Origin of the sequence: Microcoleus sp., assembly GCF_049646505.1 — a bacterium.
In the GTDB taxonomy this organism is placed as follows: Bacteria; Cyanobacteriota; Cyanobacteriia; order Cyanobacteriales; family Microcoleaceae; genus Microcoleus.
The window spans coordinates 1-17,010 of the sequence record NZ_JBARVX010000221.1; the positions used below are offsets into that span (position 1 = coordinate 1).

A 17,010-nucleotide genomic window follows, 5' to 3' on the forward strand; every position below is an offset into this window, starting at 1 on the left:
CTCTCCCACTCTCCCACTCTCCCCCTCTCCCCCTCTTCCCACTCTCCCCCGTCTGCTGTCCGGAAATTGCTACTGATTCTTGTGCCTTGAGGGGTAGGGACTTCCTCCGGCAACTGATAAAATAGTATAAAAAGCAGCGGGATTTTTCGTCTAGATCGAAATTAGTTCATATTAAAAATTAGGAAAACTATGGGATTTTTTGATTCAGAAATTGTTCAGCAAGAAGCCAAGCTGTTGTTTGAAGACTATCAATCTCTCATCCAACTAGGCGGGAATTACGGCAAATTCGATCGCGAAGGCAAGAAAATGTTCATCGCGCAGATGGAATCAATGATGGAGCGCTACCGGATTTTTATGAAGCGCTTCGAGCTGTCTGAGGACTTCATGGCTCAGATGACTGTAGAGCAGTTAAAAACACAGCTCAATCAATTTGGCATCACGCCCCAGCAGATGTTTGAGCAAATGAACTCAACGCTGGAGCGGATGAAATCTGAGCTGGAAAAACAATCATAGGAAGAAGGAAGTTCGGCAACGGATTATGTAACGGATGTAACGGATGTAAGTCCGATGTCCGTCGGAAGAAGGAAGAAGGAAGAAGAACCCCCCCCTACCCCCCCCAAGGGGGGAAGGAAGAAGGAAGAAGGAAGAAGGAAGAAGGAAGATGGAAGATGGAAGATGGAAGATGGAAGAATGCTTATAGACCTAGTTTTTGACTCATGTTCAACTGCCAACTGCCAACGGTCAACTGCCAACTACCAACTGCCAACGACCAACTACCAACTGCCAAATACCAACTGCCAACTACCAACTGCCAACTAATAATTAAGGCCGCTCAAAAGCTGAAGCAGGTTTGAAATTTTCTGCAGGCACGCCTTGCAAAGCTTGGCTCATAAAATCGCGCCAAACAGGAGCAACAATTCCACCGCCAGTAGCACCGTAGCTCATCGGTGTGTAATTGTCGTTACCCATCCAGACAGCAACCGACAACTGAGGCACGTAACCCACAAACCAGATATCCCGCTCTGAGGAAGTTGTACCAGTTTTCCCTGCTGCGGGCCGCCCGAGTTGGGCCGCCCTTGCGGTTCCGCTGTTAATCACTCCTTGGAGGGCGCTGTTGACGGATGCTGCGGCCCAGGCGTTGAGAACTGGTTTTGGTTTGGGCGTATTGTCGAGCAAGACGTTGCCGCTGCTGTCGGTTACTTGCACGATAAATGTGGTGTCTGAATGCCAGCCGTTGTTGGCGAAGGTAGCAAAAGCTCCGGCCATTTCTAAGGGAGTCAAGTCAACGGCACCTAGCGGCAAAGAAATCACCGGTTCCATCGGACTTCTGATGCCGAGGGTGCGGCAAATTTCAATCACTTTATTCAATCCTACTTCTTGACCGAGCTTGACGGCGGGAATGTTGAGCGATACTTCCAAAGCTCTGCGGATGCTGACGGCACCGGAGAAGCCGCCGCCGTAGTTTTGAGGGTAGTAGTAGCCGTCGCCGTCGCGGTAGCCGACAGGGGAGTCGTAGACAATTGAATCGGGGGTGTATTTGCCGCTAGCAAAGGCAGCGTAGTAGATGAAGGGCTTAAAAGAAGATCCGGGCTGGCGGCGTGCTTGAATGGCGCGGTTGAACTGACTCTTTTCGTAATCGACGCCGCCAACCATTGCTTTGACGAAGTGGGTGCGGGGATCGACGGCGGCTAGGGCAATTTGACCTTCGTCGCGGCTGTAAAAAAGTCCTTGGTAATAAAGTCGATCGTGCCACGCTTTGACGGTTTCTTCGGCTATGCGCTGCATTTTGAGGTCGATCGTGGTTTGAACGCGCATTCCTCCCTTGACGACTGCATCTCGCCCGAAACGCCTGGTCAGTTCCTGGACTACGGCTTGCGTGACGTAAGGAACTTGAGAGCCTCCAAAAGAGGTAATTTTGCCGAGCCTAATTTTTTGGCTGCGGGCTGTATCCGCTTCCGCCGCCGTAATCCATTTGAGTTCTTTCATCCGGTTTAAAACGATTTCTTGTCGTTCTTTTGCCAACTTGTAATTGGTGAAAGGACTGTATTCTTCCGGGGCGGAAATTAAGCCGGCGAGCATCGCTGCTTCTGAAAGGGTCAAATTATTGGCTGACTTGTTGAAATAGCTTCGAGAAGCTGTCTCTACGCCGTACAAGTTGTGACCTAAGTAGATTTGATTCAGGTATAGTTGCAGAATTTGGTCTTTGTTGAGAATTTGCTCCAAGCGGATAGACATTACCGCTTCAGCTACCTTGCGACTAAATTTTGACTGGGGAGAGAGAAACAGGTTCTTGACTAGCTGCATAGTCATAGTCGAGCCGCCTTCAACGGTTCTACCTTTCTCTAGGTTGACTATCAGAGCTCTGGCTATCCCGCCGGGGTTGATGCCTTTGTGGGTGAAGAAATTGCTATCTTCGATCGCCAGAACGGCCCGTTTCAGGTTCGGGGAGATTTGGTCGAGGGGTACGACATCCCGGTTAGCTTCGTCGTGGATGCTAGCTAAGGGCTTGCCGTTGATGTCGTAAATGTGGGTAGTTTCTGTAGGAGAGTAGGTTTGCAAGATGCGAACATCTGGCAAATTGCGGAAACTGATCGCTAGGCCAACCAGCCCGCCAGCCACTACGGAACTGGCAAGCATTGTGATGCTGAGTATGGTTCCGGCGGTCACTTTGCTGACTGACTGAACAAACTCGAATACAGGGGCTGAGTTTTCCGTATGTTTGCGGACTGCGTTAGTTGACACGTGGATTTCACTTCCTCACTCGATTTTGGGCTGTAAGATTTGTAATTTTAGATGCGAACTCTGGGGGCTGTCAGTCGATTTTAGATTTTAGATTTTAGATTTTAGATTTACTTGCTGCGGATGAATTTGGGAGTTTGAACTTGGCTCTAAAATTTGGGACTCGCCGCGACTGTTGTCGGGGACACGGTAGGTGTTTTTGGGCGGGGTCAGCCAAGAAAAGCAGGGTCGCTTTGGGATTATGGTAGCTTGATAAGTGTGTTTGTATGCGTGAATCAGTGAGTTTAACTGATTCCGCTAAGACCGGCAAAATATTATGGTTTCCGATCGCTCCCCTATGATAACTCCTAACCTTTCAGCGCTTTACCGCGGCATCAGCGAGATTTTTCCCGATCGACCTGATTCTACCAACCCTAACGAAAATTTAGCCGAATTGCTGGCAAAAGTCGATCGACCGTTGCGAGTCAAACTCGGAATTGACCCCACAGGGGCGGACATTCACCTGGGACACAGCATTTGCGTACGCAAGCTGAGAGCTTTTCAGGACGCAGGACACACAGCGGTACTGGTCATCGGAGATTTTACCGCAAGAATTGGCGATCCGACAGGGAAATCGGAGATGCGCGGCCAATTGACGGCAGAACAAGTGGCAGAAAATGCCAAGACTTATTTAGACCAAGTACGTCCGATTCTAGATTTTGACACGCCCGGACGCTTGGAAATTCGCTATAACTCCGAGTGGTTGCCCAAATTGGACTTGGCGAAGGTTTTGGAGCTGCTGAAGACCATGACGGTGCAGCAGATGCTCGCTAAAGAGGGATTTGATAACAGGATGCAGCAGGAAAATGCGATTTACCTGCACGAGTTTCTGTATCCAGTCATGCAGGGTTACGATTCAGTAGTCTTGGAAGCCGATGTGGAGTTGGGCGGAACTGACCAAAAGTTTAATATTGCTGTCGGGCGAGATTTGCAGCGACATTTTGGGATGAAGCCGCAGTTTGGTTTGTTGATGCCGATTTTGATCGGGACTGACGGGGTGCAGAAGATGTCGAAGTCTTTGAATAATTATGTCGGTTTGTCGGAAGACCCGCTGACGATGTATTCTAAGTTGGAGAAAATTGCTGATAGTTCGATCGTCCAGTATTTTGAACTCTTGACAAATTTGCCGCTTGATGAGTTGCCAGAAAATCCGCGCGAAAAACAGAAACTTTTGGCTGTGGATGTAGTAAGTCAGTATTGGGGGAAAGCAGCGGGCGATCGGGCCCAACAAGATGCGATCGCGCTGGTTAAAGGTGCTGCGGGACAAGCTGATGCTGTGGCCGAGTTTTCTTTGGCAAGTGTGCAGTTTCCGGCTAAGTTGTTTTATATTCTGAGTGCTTGCGGGCTTTGTAAAAGCAGCGGTGAGGCGCGGAAGTTGATGCAGGGCGGTGGAGTGAAGTTGGAGGGCGATCGAGTTTCTGATGTTAACCTTACCTTTGAATCACCGGCTGATTTATGCGGTAAGGTTTTGCAGGTTGGGAAGAATAAGTTTGTGCGATTGGTGTCTTGAATCTCTTTTTTAACCGCAGATGAATACTGAAGATGAACGCTGATGAACGCTGATAATCGAATTATTGTTGCTTTGGATGTTTCGAGTCAAGAAGAGGCGATCGCCCTTCTGGACAAGTTACCTGATGTATCTTTCTGGAAAGTCGGTTTAGAGCTATTTGTGAGTTCCGGGCCTGGAATTTTGGAAATTTTAAAACAGCGGGAAAAGCGGATTTTTCTCGATTTGAAATTTCACGATATCCCGAATACTGTAGCTGGTGCTTGTCGGGCTGCAGCCAAGTACAATGTGGATTTATTGACTATCCATTCTACTTGCGGTAAGGATGCTTTGAAAGCGGCACAGTCAGCTTTAGTAGAAGGGGCGGCCGCAGTCGATAAACCGACGCCTAAATTGATTGCAATTACGCTGCTAACGAGTTTGAATTCCCGACAGTTAGCTTTTGACTTAAAAATACCTTTGGAATTGCCAGAATATGCTTTGCACATGGCATTGTTAGCCAAGGAAACAGGTTTAGCCGGTGCTGTTTGTTCTCCGCAAGAAGTGGAACAGTTAAGAATGAGTTGCGGGGATGATTTTCTGTTAGTTTGTCCCGGTGTGCGTCCGAAATGGGCCGATGGAGGCGATCAAAGGCGATCGATGACTCCAAAAGCAGCATTTAAAGCAGGTGCAGATTATCTGGTAATTGGGCGGCCGATTACGGCTGCGTCTGATCCAGTGGCGGCTTTTGCGCGCATTTGTGAAGAATTGGGTTGACAATAAGTAATATTTTTTTAACCGCAGATGAATACCTATGGAATTTTATCTGCGTTCATCTGTGTTTATCTGCTGATATCTGCGGTTGCCGTAATGAGACCCAAGGCATATTGACAAACAGCACATCCCTAAAATATAATTAGTATCAACGCTACAGAAATTAGATTTTTACCACCATGAAAACTATTGATAAAAGTCAATTAAAAGCTAACTTACTAGAATTTCTGCAACTTGTAGAGTTAGAAGGCGAAGAAATTTTAGTGATGGATGGAACTAAACCTGTCGTGAGAATTTCTCAGTATGAAAAGACTCTTTCAACTGAAGAATTATTTAAGGATATGCGGGGACAAGTAAAATATTTTGAAGATTTAACTACCCCAACAACTGAAGAATGGCAGGAAGTATGACTATTGTCCTTGATACCTGCGCTCTAATCTGGTGGAGTGTAGATCCAGAGAAGCTTTCTCAAAGGGCAAAAGCAGCTTGTCAGCAGATGGAAAAAGAAAAAAATGGTTTAGTTCCATCCACAGCTATCTGGGAAATAGCTATTAAGATCAAAAATAAGAAATTAGATTTAGGAGTAAGTATTGATGACTATCTCGCTACTCTAAAAAAGTCTAATGTTGTTCGTATAATCCCAATTGATGAGGAAATTTGGCTGGAAAGTGTCAAACTAGAATGGGAACATCGAGATCCAGCAGATAGAGTGGTTGTAGCAGTGGCGAAAAGAAATCAAGCTGCGATTATTACAGCCGATCAAAAAATAGCTAGTTTCTACTCTTTAGTAATTTGGTAAGAGGTTAAAATTTACAACTCTCGACGCGAGATGAGGATTCTAATATTGATGTGTCAGGATTCTTACCTTCACTAACAGCAATATCTGTCTTTAATCCTAAAGTCTTCAGCAAACCAATAAATCGGTAAATCTCTTCTCCCCCTGATGCTTTCAGCAATTCCTGAAGTTTCTCCCAATTATGTTGTTCGTCTTCAGTCATTATAGAAATTTTATTTTGAGCTTTAACTACGTCTTTGAGTACCGTCAGTAACAGTTCAGATTCCGTTTCTTTTTCTTCTAAGATTGCTTGAATATAAGCAGCAGCTTCTTCAATTTGTTGGAGGGATTTAATCAGATAGTCATGATAACTGTGGGTTTTAGGCATTGTTTCTACTCCTGAATTCTATCCAGTATTCTTTGGCCTTGCGAATATCTCGATCTTGGGTACTTTTATCTCCACCGCAGAGAAGCAGTACAATAGTTGAGTCTCTTTCTCCAAAATAAACCCGGTAGCCTGGGCCGCAGTCAATTTTTAACTCAGAAACACCCTCTCCTACTGATTTACAGTCTCCTAAATTACCAAGAGCAACTCGCTGAAGTCTACCTTTTATTTTAGCTTTCCCTTCGCGATCGCGCAAAGAATCAAGCCACTATTCAAAAGGGATTTTTCCCTCTAAGGTTTCATAGGTTTTAATTTCTCTCGGTTGGAATTCCATGATTTCATTTAATACAAACCTTAGCATAAATTGGCAACATTTTAGCTCGTTCCGGTCAGTCCCAGGTATCGGAAATGTAGCAATAGCCTGGTTTCGTGGAAAAACTCTAGTTCACAACTATAATAAAAATCTGAAACCTCCATCAGATGTTTTTGATCCATCACCAATCGACAGACAACCCCGGAGTGAGAATTAAATAACTTGCATTTTTTGTAGGTTTGGTTGAGGAACGAACCCTACCGAAGTTATTTAATCCACGAGCGCCCAACACCCAAAGAAAAAAAACAAACATCCAAACCAACCCAAATAAAGATACATCCCACTAGCAAACATTAAATACGCAACAAAAAACAAAAAAAATCATTTGATACTAGCCATTATCCAATACAAAAAATCCATATCCGCTCTCCAGTTGAATAACAAATCAAAGCAAGCGCTCACTGTTAGTATATACTGCCCACAGCCAAACTGCAACCACGCCCATCGCCAAACCGCTTGCCAAGATCGAGGGCGGGTCTAATTTTGATTTTATCTAAAAGCTGATAAAAATTGTGGGCTGCTGTAATTGGGGGTATAGCTTGAGAATTTTTCCAGGCATATTCTTTGAGGGAGGGGGGATATGAGGGCTTTTCTCCGCTGCATATTTCTGTGTTATGGTGTTTAGATATAGGGGATTGTAGCAGATGACCATTGCTTTGAGAATTGGTGGACTAAGATCGATGAGGAGTATTTCTGGGGTTGAATGTATTTCCAGTAAGTAGTATTTTGGTTGCGATTTTTGGGGTGGTTGCAAGTCCGAGTTTTGCGGTTAATGTTGCGACAAATCATGCTAACAGTATAAATGAAAATCAGTATAGTTTATTAGCCCGATCGCCCTGTCCGGCAGATTTAGAAGCTTTAGTCGATCGGCTGTTGCCAGATTTGCCGAGTTATGCTAATCGGGTAATTGCGCGATCGCACTTTTCTCCTAACACTTCTACACCGCCCGGTTACGTGTCCCGTCAAATAATTGTAGCAGGTCGCCCGGAGTTTCAACCGCTACCTTTAAATTTTGAAGATGCGCTTCCTGAAAATACCAATCAAGCTTTTATTACTACTTTAGAAGCGCAGTATCTGGGGGGAAAGCGAGTCGAAATTCAGCAATATCACTGGCTGTTTTTAGCTAAAACCCCGAAGGGTTGGGAATTAGTAAAAATTTTTTCTCGGTTTGGTACGGCGGCGGATGTTAGCCCGTTGTTAGCGCCAGAGGGGGAGACAAGCGCAATTGCTGAGGCGATTCGTTTGTGGTTGCGAGATTGTCCTGCAAAGCCATAACTTTCGATGGTTCCGATGATTTTTTTTACACTTAAAAATAGCCTCTTGACAGCACGTCATCTTCGTCTAGTTCATCTTTACCAATCATCCCTTCAATCTCCCTTAAAAATCTCATAAAAACTTCCGGTGCAAAGGGGTTGTTATCGAGATGGTTGACAAAAGAATCTTTATTTTTCTTTCTTCCCTTTACCGTACTAAACTCCTTTCTTATATTAGAGGTTAAGCGTTTGGCTTTTCTTAAAATTAGTATCTCATCAATAGCTGTGAGTGATGAGCTAATAGGCGACATATCCAGCCATTCACATAGCAAGAAATACTTGGCTCCTGGTACACTCAATTTTACATCAAGGGCAGTTGCTGCGCCCTCTTGAAACATTGTTTTATCAAGATTTGTTTTACACTCCGCCGCAACATAAGCAATATTTGCCTCGCGGGATGTACTCTCCTTAAAATCTTGATTGTGAGAGGCTTTAAGAAATATTTTTCTACTAATTGCAAAATCTTGATCCTTGGCTCGAATACTCATCCCACCACCTTTTGGACTTACTTTTAAACTTGACTCAAATCGTAGTGATGAAAAACACTGTGTTGGGCCAAAGGATAGTTCTTTGTCCTTTAATGAATCTGCAAAGACGGTTGTAACTAAGATAGGTATAAATTCTTCAATAATTGAGTTGTCAAGTTTTAATTGCCCTTTTTGACGGTACAAAAAATCATTGTCACTGTCAAAAATTAGTTCAACGTCAATGTATCGCTTATAGGAGGTTAGATGGGATACCATCTCTGCAACAACTTTCAGATCATCCTGTGGAACAACTTTCAGATCATCCCCCCTGATGTTTTTAAGCGTTTCCAACCATTTTTTATAGTATTCGATTGCTTGATTAACACGCTGTTTATCTGTAGGAGGTAATTTCACGTTATCAAGTAATGCTGCTAGTTTGTCCCCATGTGGTTGAGCTAAATTAAACATAATTTTCTTCTTTTGGCTTGAGTATTTCAATGGTATTTCGTGAACGCTGCAGATCGAAATAAGGTGAGGGCTTTACTGTGGCAACCTTATCGATAGCATCCTTTATTTCATATTTTACTTGGTCGTTAGCTACCAAATAAGCGGACTCTAAGGCTTCTACAGCAATATTTTTGGCTTGATGTATAGTAAAATAATACTGTAAATTTTCTCTTTTTGCAAAGTGCAGTATATCTTCTTTGATAATTTTTCCATAACGATTTACAAAAGTTCTTTCTTGACGGATATCTAAACTAATTCCCAATACTTGACTAGCTACTTGTGCAACTAACTCCCCGTTAAAAAAAGGAGTTCGTTTAACATTTGATTCTCGACCGACTACAAAGATTATTCTACTGTCATGGCTGCATATTCGCAATAATTCTTGCAAAGTATAGGCGATGTCTAAGCAATATTGAATTACAGTTAAAAATCTGTTGCTTCTATGTTTGCGATTTGAACCAAATTCAGATTTTGCCACCTCTAAAAGTTTCCAGTTTAGTGCTTCAGTAGAAGCGCGATACTGCTGATGATAGTTAAATACATTGATATAAGGGGGAGAGGCGATCACAAGGTTGACGCTGGAGTTTCTTAGGGGAATATTTCTGGCATCGGCGTTGTAGGCATTTATCGGTTTTTCGCTATAGGGTAGTTTAATCACAAAAGCAGCGATATTTTCCGCAATAGTGAAAATTCTTGAGTAAGTAACTTTTTTCTTGTCTAAATCTAGTAATATAACTAATGCTTCATGTAGAATATTAAGGAACTCTTGTTCTGCACCAACTGCTAATTTTACAACTTTCTCTATTAGATCATTTTGGGTTATATCTTTTTGGATTGTTTGGAAAAGTGGCATTGTTTCAAATATTTCCGTGTGCAGGCGATTTAAAAAGCAATTGATATACTTTTCTCGCTGTGTTGGCAAAAGATTGATAAATTTATAAATGTTAGCTAGGATTAAAGCTGCTGGGTTGATTTCTGTTCCGTAGGCTTCTATTCCGAATCTTCCGGCTTCATATAAAACTGTTCCACTACCTAAAAATGGGTCGAAAATCACGCTGTTTTGATTAGCATATTTATTAATCAAAATTTCTACAAACTGGGGGGAAAATTGCCCTTTCCAAGGGAGGGGATTGGTTCGTTGTTTATTTTCAATGTCTAAGAGTTCTTGAGAAATTTCTTTTCTATTGATAGGGGTTGCGCTGAAAATATTAGATAAAACCATGATGCTAATTTTTATTGGGTACGAATTTATGAGGAGCGGGTTTATGAGATTGTTGGTTTGAGCCATAGATTTTTGGTGAACCCGCCCCGACAAGTATTGGGGTTGACTGGAGATGATATTAGGCGTAAATCTCGATTATGTTGCTATTTTAATTCATCCAATTTAGCCTTTATAGCCTGCATATCTTGCCACATAAACCATTTCGGACTTTCCGGTTCGCGGGAGGGATTTCGTAACAAGTATGAGGGGTGGAAAATTGGCATACACAGCCGTCCTTCCCATTCAATCCATTGACCTCGAATTTTACTAATTGGCCGCTTGTCGCTTAACAATCCTTTGAGGGCTGTTGCACCGGTTAATAAAATGATTTTGGGGTCTAAAATGCGAATTTGTTCGAGCAAGTACGGTTTGCAAGCTTCGATTTCTTTGGCTGCGGGAGGGCGGTTTTTGGGTGGGCGACATTTGATGACGTTGGCTATGAATACGTCGGTTTCTGCGCTCAATCCCACGGATTCTAAAATCTTATCTAGTAGTTTGCCCGATCGCCCGACGAAAGGTAATCCGGTTTCATCTTCGTTTTGTCCGGGCGCTTCTCCCACAATCAAAATTGAGGCTTGAGGATTGCCGCGCCCGATGACGGCGCGAGTGCGGGTGTTGCCCAATTCGCAGCGGTGACAGCGGTTGCAGTGCTCGCCGATTTGTTCCATATTTTGATAAGTGCCCGGAGGAATGGGAATTTTGGCATTTACTGGGATTGAGTCGTTTTGGAAGGCGGCACTTTGATTGCTGTCAAAAAGACTGAGTTGCAAGTCACTGGACATATATTTTACAATTAGAGAGATTTTTGTGAGTCTAGAGTTTATAGTTTAGATCGGGTTGGGTGATTTGAGATTGGCTAAAAGCTTGTATGCGGTGCTGTCGATTCCCTACGGGATAGCTACGCACGCGCGTACTTTTTTCCAATTAACACCGGCACAATATCCAATTGTTTGGTTGAGCTCGTACAGGCAGAAATATGTTGTCTAACCCGTTTTTTGAAGATCGCGCCGATGCAGGCGAAAAACTGGCTGCTGCTGTTGAAAACGAGCTCGGCAAGTTGAATTTAACGGCACAAAATGCTGTTAAACCGATTGTTTATGCCTTGCCGCGCGGGGGTTTGCCCGTTGCTGTGCCGATCGCCCGCCGCTTGGGTTGTGCTTTGGATGTGGTTGTCGCCAAGAAAATTACTCGCCCGGATAATTTGGAATTGGCTATCGGGGCTGCAACCGCTGACGGCCATGTTCTCTGGCAAAAGCAAAAACAGCCAAATTTACGCTGGCAAAAATCAGCACTCCAGCAGGCTGAAAATAGCGCTCAATCTCTGCTGGCAGATTTGGCATCTGGACGACCAAATGTCAGCGCGGCTGGGGCTTTGGTGATTTTGGTGGACGATGGCATTGCTACGGGGATGACGGTGGCTGTGGCGGCTGTGGCTTTGCAGTCTCAGCAACCGGCGGCTGTGTGGATTTGCGCGCCCGTCGCCCCGGATGATTTGACGGGATTTTTGGCCGAAATAGGCGATAAGTCGATTATTTTGGAGACTCCTAGCCCTTTTTACAGTGTCAGTCGCTTTTACGGGCAGTTTCCGCAGGTGGAGACGGCGGAGGCTTTGGAGTGTTTGCAGCGACAAATTGAGTGGCGGTCGTGAGTTAAGCTAGAATGCTCAATCCCAAAGTTCGATCGGGCTATAGCAGTTTTCCAGCGAGTGACATATTCACCAAATTTATTAACAAATTAATTAACAATTCCTCAATCTCCCAATCCCCGAATCTAAAATTATTCAATCTCAAATTTCAACCTGTACCTCCAGAAACCTGAGAAAGGCTATAACACATGAGACCTTGGCAAGATTGGTTGGACACTTTCATTCACTCTACCGGGCAGAATCCGCCTCGGTTTGTTGAGTTGGTGATGTTGACTTTGGCGATGATTTTGCTGGGGCTGTGGAGTATAACTTTGCAGTGGCAGTATTTAACGCTGTCCTTAAGTTATATAATTGGTTCGTCTATTTCAATTTTAGTGCGCGAATACATTGACCCGCAACCTCGATTTCAGTTAACTCATCTGACAGCATTACTGTTGTTAATTATCAGTTTTTATAGTTTTGCTGAACTGATTAGATAGTTAAGGTTGGTTTGATAATGTGATTGCGAAAGCGGGTTGCGAACAAGATGTTTTTTTGAACGAACCGCGAAGACGCAAAGGAAGAGAAGAAAAGATCGAGAGTTTACCAATTATTAGCGATTATCCTAAATTATCATGGGATTGATGCAAAATTATGCGGTTGCCGGCGGGATCGAAGGCATAAATTTCTAAACCGTGAGAAGCTTTGATAATTTCTCCGGCGGGCGGATAGCCCAAGGCCCAAATTCGGGCGATCGCAGTTTCGATATCGCTGACTTCCAAACACAAACTCATGCCTGTTTTTGCTCGATTTGCAAATTCCGATTTGTGGGAATCTTTGGGTTTGAATATGCCGAGTCTTAAGCCGGGGAGTTGAAATTCAGCATAAGTATTGGGAATGTAAGGGTTGGGTTCTATGTCGAGAAATTTTGTGTAAAATTTAACGAGAACTTCATTGTCAATGTCCGCTAAAGTTACTAGGGCTGCGCTGTACTGAAAACTCATATAAATTGGTAATGGGTAATGGGTAATGGGTTATTGGTAATATTATAACTTTCTATAGCAATCCTAAATGAGTCGTACAAATATGTAGGGTAGTCCCCCCGTGCCTAGCCCGGCCAAAGCGGGGCAACCGCGGGGGGTTTGCCCCTACAAGAATTACACAAATGATTGAGGATTCCTATATCTATTTAAAATCCTCCAATTCGTCCGACTATTTTAATCTTACCTTGTCCGTCGCTTTTGAGAATCACAGCTTCGCCGCTTTGTGGGACAATATCTGTAATTGCTGTAATATTGACTTGATGAGTTACCAGGATAATCGCGCCTTTTGTGTTGCGGTTGTCAAGAATTAACTTGCGGATTGTCGCTGTTTGTCCCGCTTTTTTGCTGCTGTTGCTAAAGAACGAGTTGAGCGCCGGAAACGGTTCGACTTTGCCTAAATTTAGCAGTTTTGCTGTTTCCAAACACCTACACCACTGACTCGATAAAACTCTGGAAACTTTGATGTTGCGGTTGCGAAATTCGGCTCCAATTTGCTTGGCTTGGGTTCTTCCCTGTGGTGATAAATTGCGCTGGGTGGAACAGTCGCCCAACTTAAAGTTAGCAGGATCGCCGGTGCCTGGGGCGATCGCGTGCCGCATTGCTACTACCAACCCTGTCTCTCCCCGCTGCAACAATTGCCAGCCTGCTCGATTTTGGGCGTTGGTGGCTGCGTCAGAACTTGCAGTTGCAGTCATGAAGCCGATCGACAATACTAAAGCTAGCGATCCGAAAAACCATTGACCGTTGAGGTAAATCCGCGTCGCCATTGTTCCAGAAGTTAGAAATTAACTTATCATATTCTAATACAACAAATATTGCTCTATGGAACTCACCAATTTTATTGCTCTGTCTGTAATTGTTGCCCTGGTGCTGGGGGTTGGTTTGGGAACAATGACTTGGGCTTACTTCGGCAAGGGCAGCATTTCTGTACTGTTTAAAGAACCAATTTTAAACTCGCCAGATTTTCCAGCTACTGACGGCGGCAGCAAAGCTTCGGTTTATTTCCAGCAAGGAATTGAGGCTTATCAGTCGGGAAATTACCGCCAAGCTCAAGATAAATTTACGAGCGCCATACAGCAGGTTTCAACTTTGGCAGAAGCTTACCACAATCGCGGCTTGGTTTTTGCGAATTTGCGATCGGATGACGAAGCTGTGGCAGATTTGATCCGTGCCAGCGAATTGTACCAACAGCAGGGTAATGGAAGTGCGATCGACACGATCAAACAAAATCTTGCCGCCTTGAAGCAGCGAAAATTGGAACGAGAAAAACAAAAAGCAGTAGCGACATAAATTATTAGGTTGGGTTTGTGAAACTCAACCCAAACCTAAGATTTTGGTCTGAAAAACCCGGTTTCTTTAATGGAGTTGGGAGAAACCGGGTTTGTTTGCAGAATTGTTATTAAAGTTGAAAATCAAGATTTAACATTCTCCCGATCGACTAAATTTTTCTAGCATCTTCTATTTCGTCGATTTGAGAAATCATCATTTCTCGGCTAGGTGCCACAACTCGATAATTAGTAATGGGATCGTAAGCTTCCCACTCTTGAGTCACTTCGCTGTCTTGCCACAAAAACCATTCCCGGTAAATTTCGCCTGCGTCAATGTCGCCGCACAAACCAAGCCAATCATCTCCTCCCAAGCTGTCAAAGTCTCCTCCTACTAAGTCAATCCAAGCTGCAACTATACAAGATTCAATAGCACTATTATCAATAGTAACTGCCTGAGATTGAACAGAAGTTTCTGGAAAGCAAAGTGTGGATTTCATACGCTGTACCTGAATGTTATGTTCTTAATTTATAAAAAATTCCTCAACGGCAGTGACAGCAGAATGCCGCTATCTCAACCTCCACATTTGTGACAAGAGAAAACTTTGACTCCCAAAGCCTTGGAGTGTGCCTCCTGTATAACTTGAGAGCGCTTTGAGTAGAGTCGCGGCAGAGGCTGAATTCAGCCAATTTGCTAACTGGCACAGCAAAAAGCCCGATCGCCCGAATATTGCTCGCGCACTCTGGGCAGCTTGCGGGGCGAAGAGTGCGCGACTGCCAATTGTATACGGGGTAAGTTGGCGAGTTTCAGTAGAGTTTTTGTGGTAAAATTAGCAGCAACCAGACTTTCGTACCGATAGCCCGGTTTTGTCAAAAGCTTTCCAAGGAGCTTGTCAACAGTGGTGCGATCGCCAGTTTGGATTTATTGTTAATTTTGCCAAGTCCCGATCGACTGTTAGGGGAAAAAATTATGCAAGCAAGCAACCAAGAAAGAATTATCAATCTGACAATCCACTATACCAACGGCAAACAGCAACACTTCGAGTTCATTGCGCCAGAGGGAACAGTAGGAGAGCAAGCAACTTTAGGCACTCGCCTGCAAAAAATGTTGGCCGCAGACCCGATAATTATCGAATTAGCAGATAAACTGGTAGTTATCCCAGTTCACACCATACAAACTATTGAAATATCCCCGGTTCCTCCAAAATTGCCAGAGGGTGTCATTCACCCAATGCGAGAAATCAAAAAATAGCTGAGCTTTCTTGCATATTGTAAGTTTAACTAAAAAGACGATCGGGATGCCCAGCCCCCGTATTTTTTTAAAAATAGAAAGGTACAAGGTGAAGGCAGAAAAACTTATTATAGCTAACAGATAATTGTTGATTGCTGTGAATTGTTTTTTGAAAAAACAGCAAGTCTTGCAAACAATCTGCAAACCATTATCCCGCGACTCATTGCCAATCTAAAAGCTAAAATGCTGTGACAATATATCTCGCGTGAGTGAGGGGAAGAATTCCAGATTTTACAGACTTAAATTTACCATAAGAAATGCTAGAACTCCACTGTCACACAACTTATTCCGACGGCACTCTTACCCCAACCGAACTCGTAGCAGCCGCCGCGTCTTCGGGGGTTCGCGCCTTGGCCGTCACCGATCACGATACGATGTCGGGTTGGGATGAAGCCTTCGCCGCCGCTAGTTTGCACGGTATCGAAATAGTCCCCGGATTGGAACTCAGTACAGTGCACAACGGCCGGTCGCTGCACATTTTAGGTTTTTATCCGGATGCAAATAAGTTGCGCGTTCCTTTGAACGATCGCCTGGAAGGAAGATTTCGCCGATCGCAAGAAATGGTAGAAAAATTAGCAGCACTGGGATATGCGATCGAACTGCCGGCCACATCCCCAGGAATGGCACCGGGAAGGCCTCACATTGCCTCGGCGCTGGTAAAAGCTGGTCACGCCAAATCATCGCGGGAAGCCTTCGATCGCTGGCTGCGAGACGACGGCCCGGCTTATGTTCATTACGAGAAATTCTCGATCGCCCAAGGCATAGATTTACTAAAAAGTTGCGGCGCAGTACCGGTGTGGGCGCACCCTTATTTATTTCGCGGCGGCGCTGTTGAGGAAGTCTTAAAAGAATTAGTAAATGCTGGTTTAATGGGAGTTGAAGTATACCATCCCAGCCACAGTTCCAGCCAAATTCAAAAGTTAAAAGATTGGTGTCTCGAATACGGTTTACTGGTAACTGGTGGCAGCGATTATCACGGCCCCGATCCAGAAAGAAATGAAAGGAAAGGCGTTGAAAGTACCCAATTGAATATGCTGCATTTGCCATTAGAATTGCTGGAACCGATTAAGGTTGCTGCGGCGAGTTTGAAATAGTTTGTAACTTTTTGGTCGGGCTAGAAGCCCACCCCACAATAATTTTAGTATAACTGTAGGGTGTGTGCCTCAGTTTATATAGCGAGTAAATCGAAACAATCAAGTCATTCTGACGCACCCTACTAGGCATCGTCGCGCAAAAGTCAAAAACAACCTCAAAAACATCTGCGTTTATCTGTGTGCATCTGCCATCATCTGCGGTTTCTGTATCAACAAAATACTTGACAAGAAGTCTACTGAAAAGCAATAAAAATCAAACCCAACATAAATTAATATGAAGCTAGCGAGGAATTTCAGTTTAGTTAATGTTAAGGTAGCAGTAACGTTCAACTACTCACCGGAGCTGATTATGAGTGTAGAAGACAGAGCAAAGGCGATCGGCAAAAATGTAGAAGGCAAAGCTCAAGAAATTTTAGGGAACATTACCGGAAATAAGAAAGACCAAGCTGAAGGCAAAGCAAAACAAGCGGAATCCGCCGCCCGCCACGCAGCAGAAGATATGAAAGATGGGGTGAAAAATATGACAGATAAGGCCAAAAGGGCGATCGACAAATTGTAAGCTTTCGGGTATCTA

Annotated in this window: 21 protein-coding genes and 1 pseudogene; 13 read left to right on the plus strand and 9 right to left on the minus strand. The window is 44.1% G+C overall.

Annotated elements, in window-relative coordinates:
• Nucleotides 1-189 precede the first annotated feature (189 nt).
• Nucleotides 190-513 carry a DUF1825 family protein gene (locus WBA89_RS11915; protein WP_194065282.1) on the plus strand — a complete coding sequence of 108 codons (324 nt, stop codon included), beginning with the start codon at nt 190-192 and terminating at the stop codon, nt 511-513.
• A gap of 309 nt (nt 514-822) precedes the next feature.
• Here WBA89_RS11915 and WBA89_RS11920 read toward each other — a convergent pair whose 3' ends face one another.
• The gene (locus tag WBA89_RS11920) at nt 823-2,742 is read right to left on the minus strand and encodes a transglycosylase domain-containing protein (RefSeq protein WP_424406596.1); all 1,920 of its coding nucleotides are present in this window, start codon (nt 2,740-2,742) and stop codon (nt 823-825) included.
• Nucleotides 2,743-3,055: 313 nt separating this feature from the next.
• Between WBA89_RS11920 and tyrS the strand changes: the two genes are divergently transcribed.
• The 4 genes from tyrS (at nt 3,056) to WBA89_RS11940 (ending at nt 5,837) form a co-directional block, all read left to right on the plus strand.
• Entirely contained in the window at nt 3,056-4,288 is a 1,233-nt protein-coding gene (gene tyrS, locus WBA89_RS11925) for a tyrosine--tRNA ligase (RefSeq protein WP_424406598.1), read from the plus strand.
• Between the two features lie 42 nt (nt 4,289-4,330).
• Entirely contained in the window at nt 4,331-5,041 is a 711-nt protein-coding gene (pyrF, locus tag WBA89_RS11930) for an orotidine-5'-phosphate decarboxylase (protein WP_424406600.1), read from the plus strand.
• Nucleotides 5,042-5,217: 176 nt separating this feature from the next.
• Nucleotides 5,218-5,448 (plus strand): type II toxin-antitoxin system Phd/YefM family antitoxin, encoded by a 231-nt coding sequence (locus tag WBA89_RS11935; protein ID WP_424406602.1) that lies wholly within the window; start codon nt 5,218-5,220, stop codon nt 5,446-5,448.
• A complete protein-coding gene (locus WBA89_RS11940; RefSeq protein ID WP_424406604.1) occupies nt 5,445-5,837 on the plus strand; it encodes a type II toxin-antitoxin system VapC family toxin in 393 nt (130 codons plus the stop codon). The genes WBA89_RS11935 and WBA89_RS11940 overlap by 4 nt, the downstream gene beginning before the upstream one ends.
• Before the next feature lie 4 nt (nt 5,838-5,841).
• Here WBA89_RS11940 and WBA89_RS11945 read toward each other — a convergent pair whose 3' ends face one another.
• Entirely contained in the window at nt 5,842-6,201 is a 360-nt protein-coding gene (locus WBA89_RS11945) for a DNA-binding protein (RefSeq protein ID WP_424406606.1), read from the minus strand.
• Nucleotides 6,194-6,532 (minus strand): annotated as a pseudogene (locus WBA89_RS11950) (type II toxin-antitoxin system RelE/ParE family toxin). The gene WBA89_RS11945 and the pseudogene WBA89_RS11950 overlap by 8 nt, the downstream one beginning before the upstream one ends.
• A gap of 738 nt (nt 6,533-7,270) precedes the next feature.
• On the opposite strand from WBA89_RS11950, the gene WBA89_RS11955 reads away from it, so the two are divergent.
• The gene (locus WBA89_RS11955) at nt 7,271-7,846 is read left to right on the plus strand and encodes a hypothetical protein (protein ID WP_424406608.1); all 576 of its coding nucleotides are present in this window, start codon (nt 7,271-7,273) and stop codon (nt 7,844-7,846) included.
• Nucleotides 7,847-7,877: 31 nt separating this feature from the next.
• Here the strand turns inward: WBA89_RS11955 and WBA89_RS11960 are convergent, their stop codons facing one another.
• The 3 genes from WBA89_RS11960 to WBA89_RS11970 form a co-directional block, all read right to left on the minus strand.
• A complete protein-coding gene (locus tag WBA89_RS11960; RefSeq protein ID WP_424406610.1) occupies nt 7,878-8,819 on the minus strand; it encodes a Bpu10I family restriction endonuclease in 942 nt (313 codons plus the stop codon).
• Nucleotides 8,812-10,080, minus strand: coding sequence for a DNA methyltransferase (locus WBA89_RS11965; protein ID WP_424406612.1), 1,269 nt, complete (start codon nt 10,078-10,080; stop codon nt 8,812-8,814). The genes WBA89_RS11960 and WBA89_RS11965 overlap by 8 nt, the downstream gene beginning before the upstream one ends.
• A 143-nt stretch (nt 10,081-10,223) precedes the next feature.
• Entirely contained in the window at nt 10,224-10,901 is a 678-nt protein-coding gene (locus tag WBA89_RS11970; RefSeq protein WP_424406614.1) for a uracil-DNA glycosylase, read from the minus strand.
• A 194-nt stretch (nt 10,902-11,095) separates the two neighbouring features.
• On the opposite strand from WBA89_RS11970, the gene WBA89_RS11975 reads away from it, so the two are divergent.
• Entirely contained in the window at nt 11,096-11,767 is a 672-nt protein-coding gene (locus WBA89_RS11975; RefSeq protein WP_424406616.1) for a phosphoribosyltransferase, read from the plus strand.
• A gap of 185 nt (nt 11,768-11,952) precedes the next feature.
• Nucleotides 11,953-12,243 (plus strand): hypothetical protein, encoded by a 291-nt coding sequence (locus WBA89_RS11980; RefSeq protein WP_424406618.1) that lies wholly within the window; start codon nt 11,953-11,955, stop codon nt 12,241-12,243.
• 120 nt (nt 12,244-12,363) lie between these two features.
• Here WBA89_RS11980 and WBA89_RS11985 read toward each other — a convergent pair whose 3' ends face one another.
• On the minus strand, nt 12,364-12,747 hold the full coding sequence (locus WBA89_RS11985; RefSeq protein ID WP_424406620.1) for a VOC family protein: 384 nt from the start codon (nt 12,745-12,747) through the stop codon (nt 12,364-12,366).
• 185 nt (nt 12,748-12,932) lie between these two features.
• Nucleotides 12,933-13,553, minus strand: a complete 621-nt coding sequence (locus tag WBA89_RS11990; RefSeq protein ID WP_424406622.1) for a histidine phosphatase family protein — start codon at nt 13,551-13,553, stop codon at nt 12,933-12,935.
• A gap of 55 nt (nt 13,554-13,608) precedes the next feature.
• On the opposite strand from WBA89_RS11990, the gene WBA89_RS11995 reads away from it, so the two are divergent.
• Nucleotides 13,609-14,076 (plus strand): hypothetical protein, encoded by a 468-nt coding sequence (locus tag WBA89_RS11995; RefSeq protein WP_424406624.1) that lies wholly within the window; start codon nt 13,609-13,611, stop codon nt 14,074-14,076.
• A gap of 148 nt (nt 14,077-14,224) precedes the next feature.
• On the opposite strand, the gene WBA89_RS12000 is transcribed toward WBA89_RS11995, so the two are convergent.
• Nucleotides 14,225-14,551, minus strand: a complete 327-nt coding sequence (locus WBA89_RS12000; protein WP_424406626.1) for a hypothetical protein — start codon at nt 14,549-14,551, stop codon at nt 14,225-14,227.
• A 154-nt stretch (nt 14,552-14,705) separates the two neighbouring features.
• Here WBA89_RS12000 and WBA89_RS12005 point away from each other — a divergent pair, with 154 nt between their 5' ends.
• The 4 genes from WBA89_RS12005 (at nt 14,706) to WBA89_RS12020 (ending at nt 16,995) form a co-directional block, all read left to right on the plus strand.
• Nucleotides 14,706-14,879, plus strand: a complete 174-nt coding sequence (locus WBA89_RS12005) for a hypothetical protein (RefSeq protein ID WP_424406628.1) — start codon at nt 14,706-14,708, stop codon at nt 14,877-14,879.
• 142 nt (nt 14,880-15,021) lie between these two features.
• A complete protein-coding gene (locus WBA89_RS12010) occupies nt 15,022-15,303 on the plus strand; it encodes a hypothetical protein (RefSeq protein WP_424406630.1) in 282 nt (93 codons plus the stop codon).
• A 296-nt stretch (nt 15,304-15,599) separates the two neighbouring features.
• Nucleotides 15,600-16,436, plus strand: a complete 837-nt coding sequence (locus tag WBA89_RS12015) for a PHP domain-containing protein (RefSeq protein WP_424406632.1) — start codon at nt 15,600-15,602, stop codon at nt 16,434-16,436.
• A gap of 349 nt (nt 16,437-16,785) precedes the next feature.
• Nucleotides 16,786-16,995, plus strand: a complete 210-nt coding sequence (locus tag WBA89_RS12020) for a CsbD family protein (protein ID WP_424406634.1) — start codon at nt 16,786-16,788, stop codon at nt 16,993-16,995.
• The last annotated feature ends 15 nt before the right edge of the window (nt 16,996-17,010 follow it).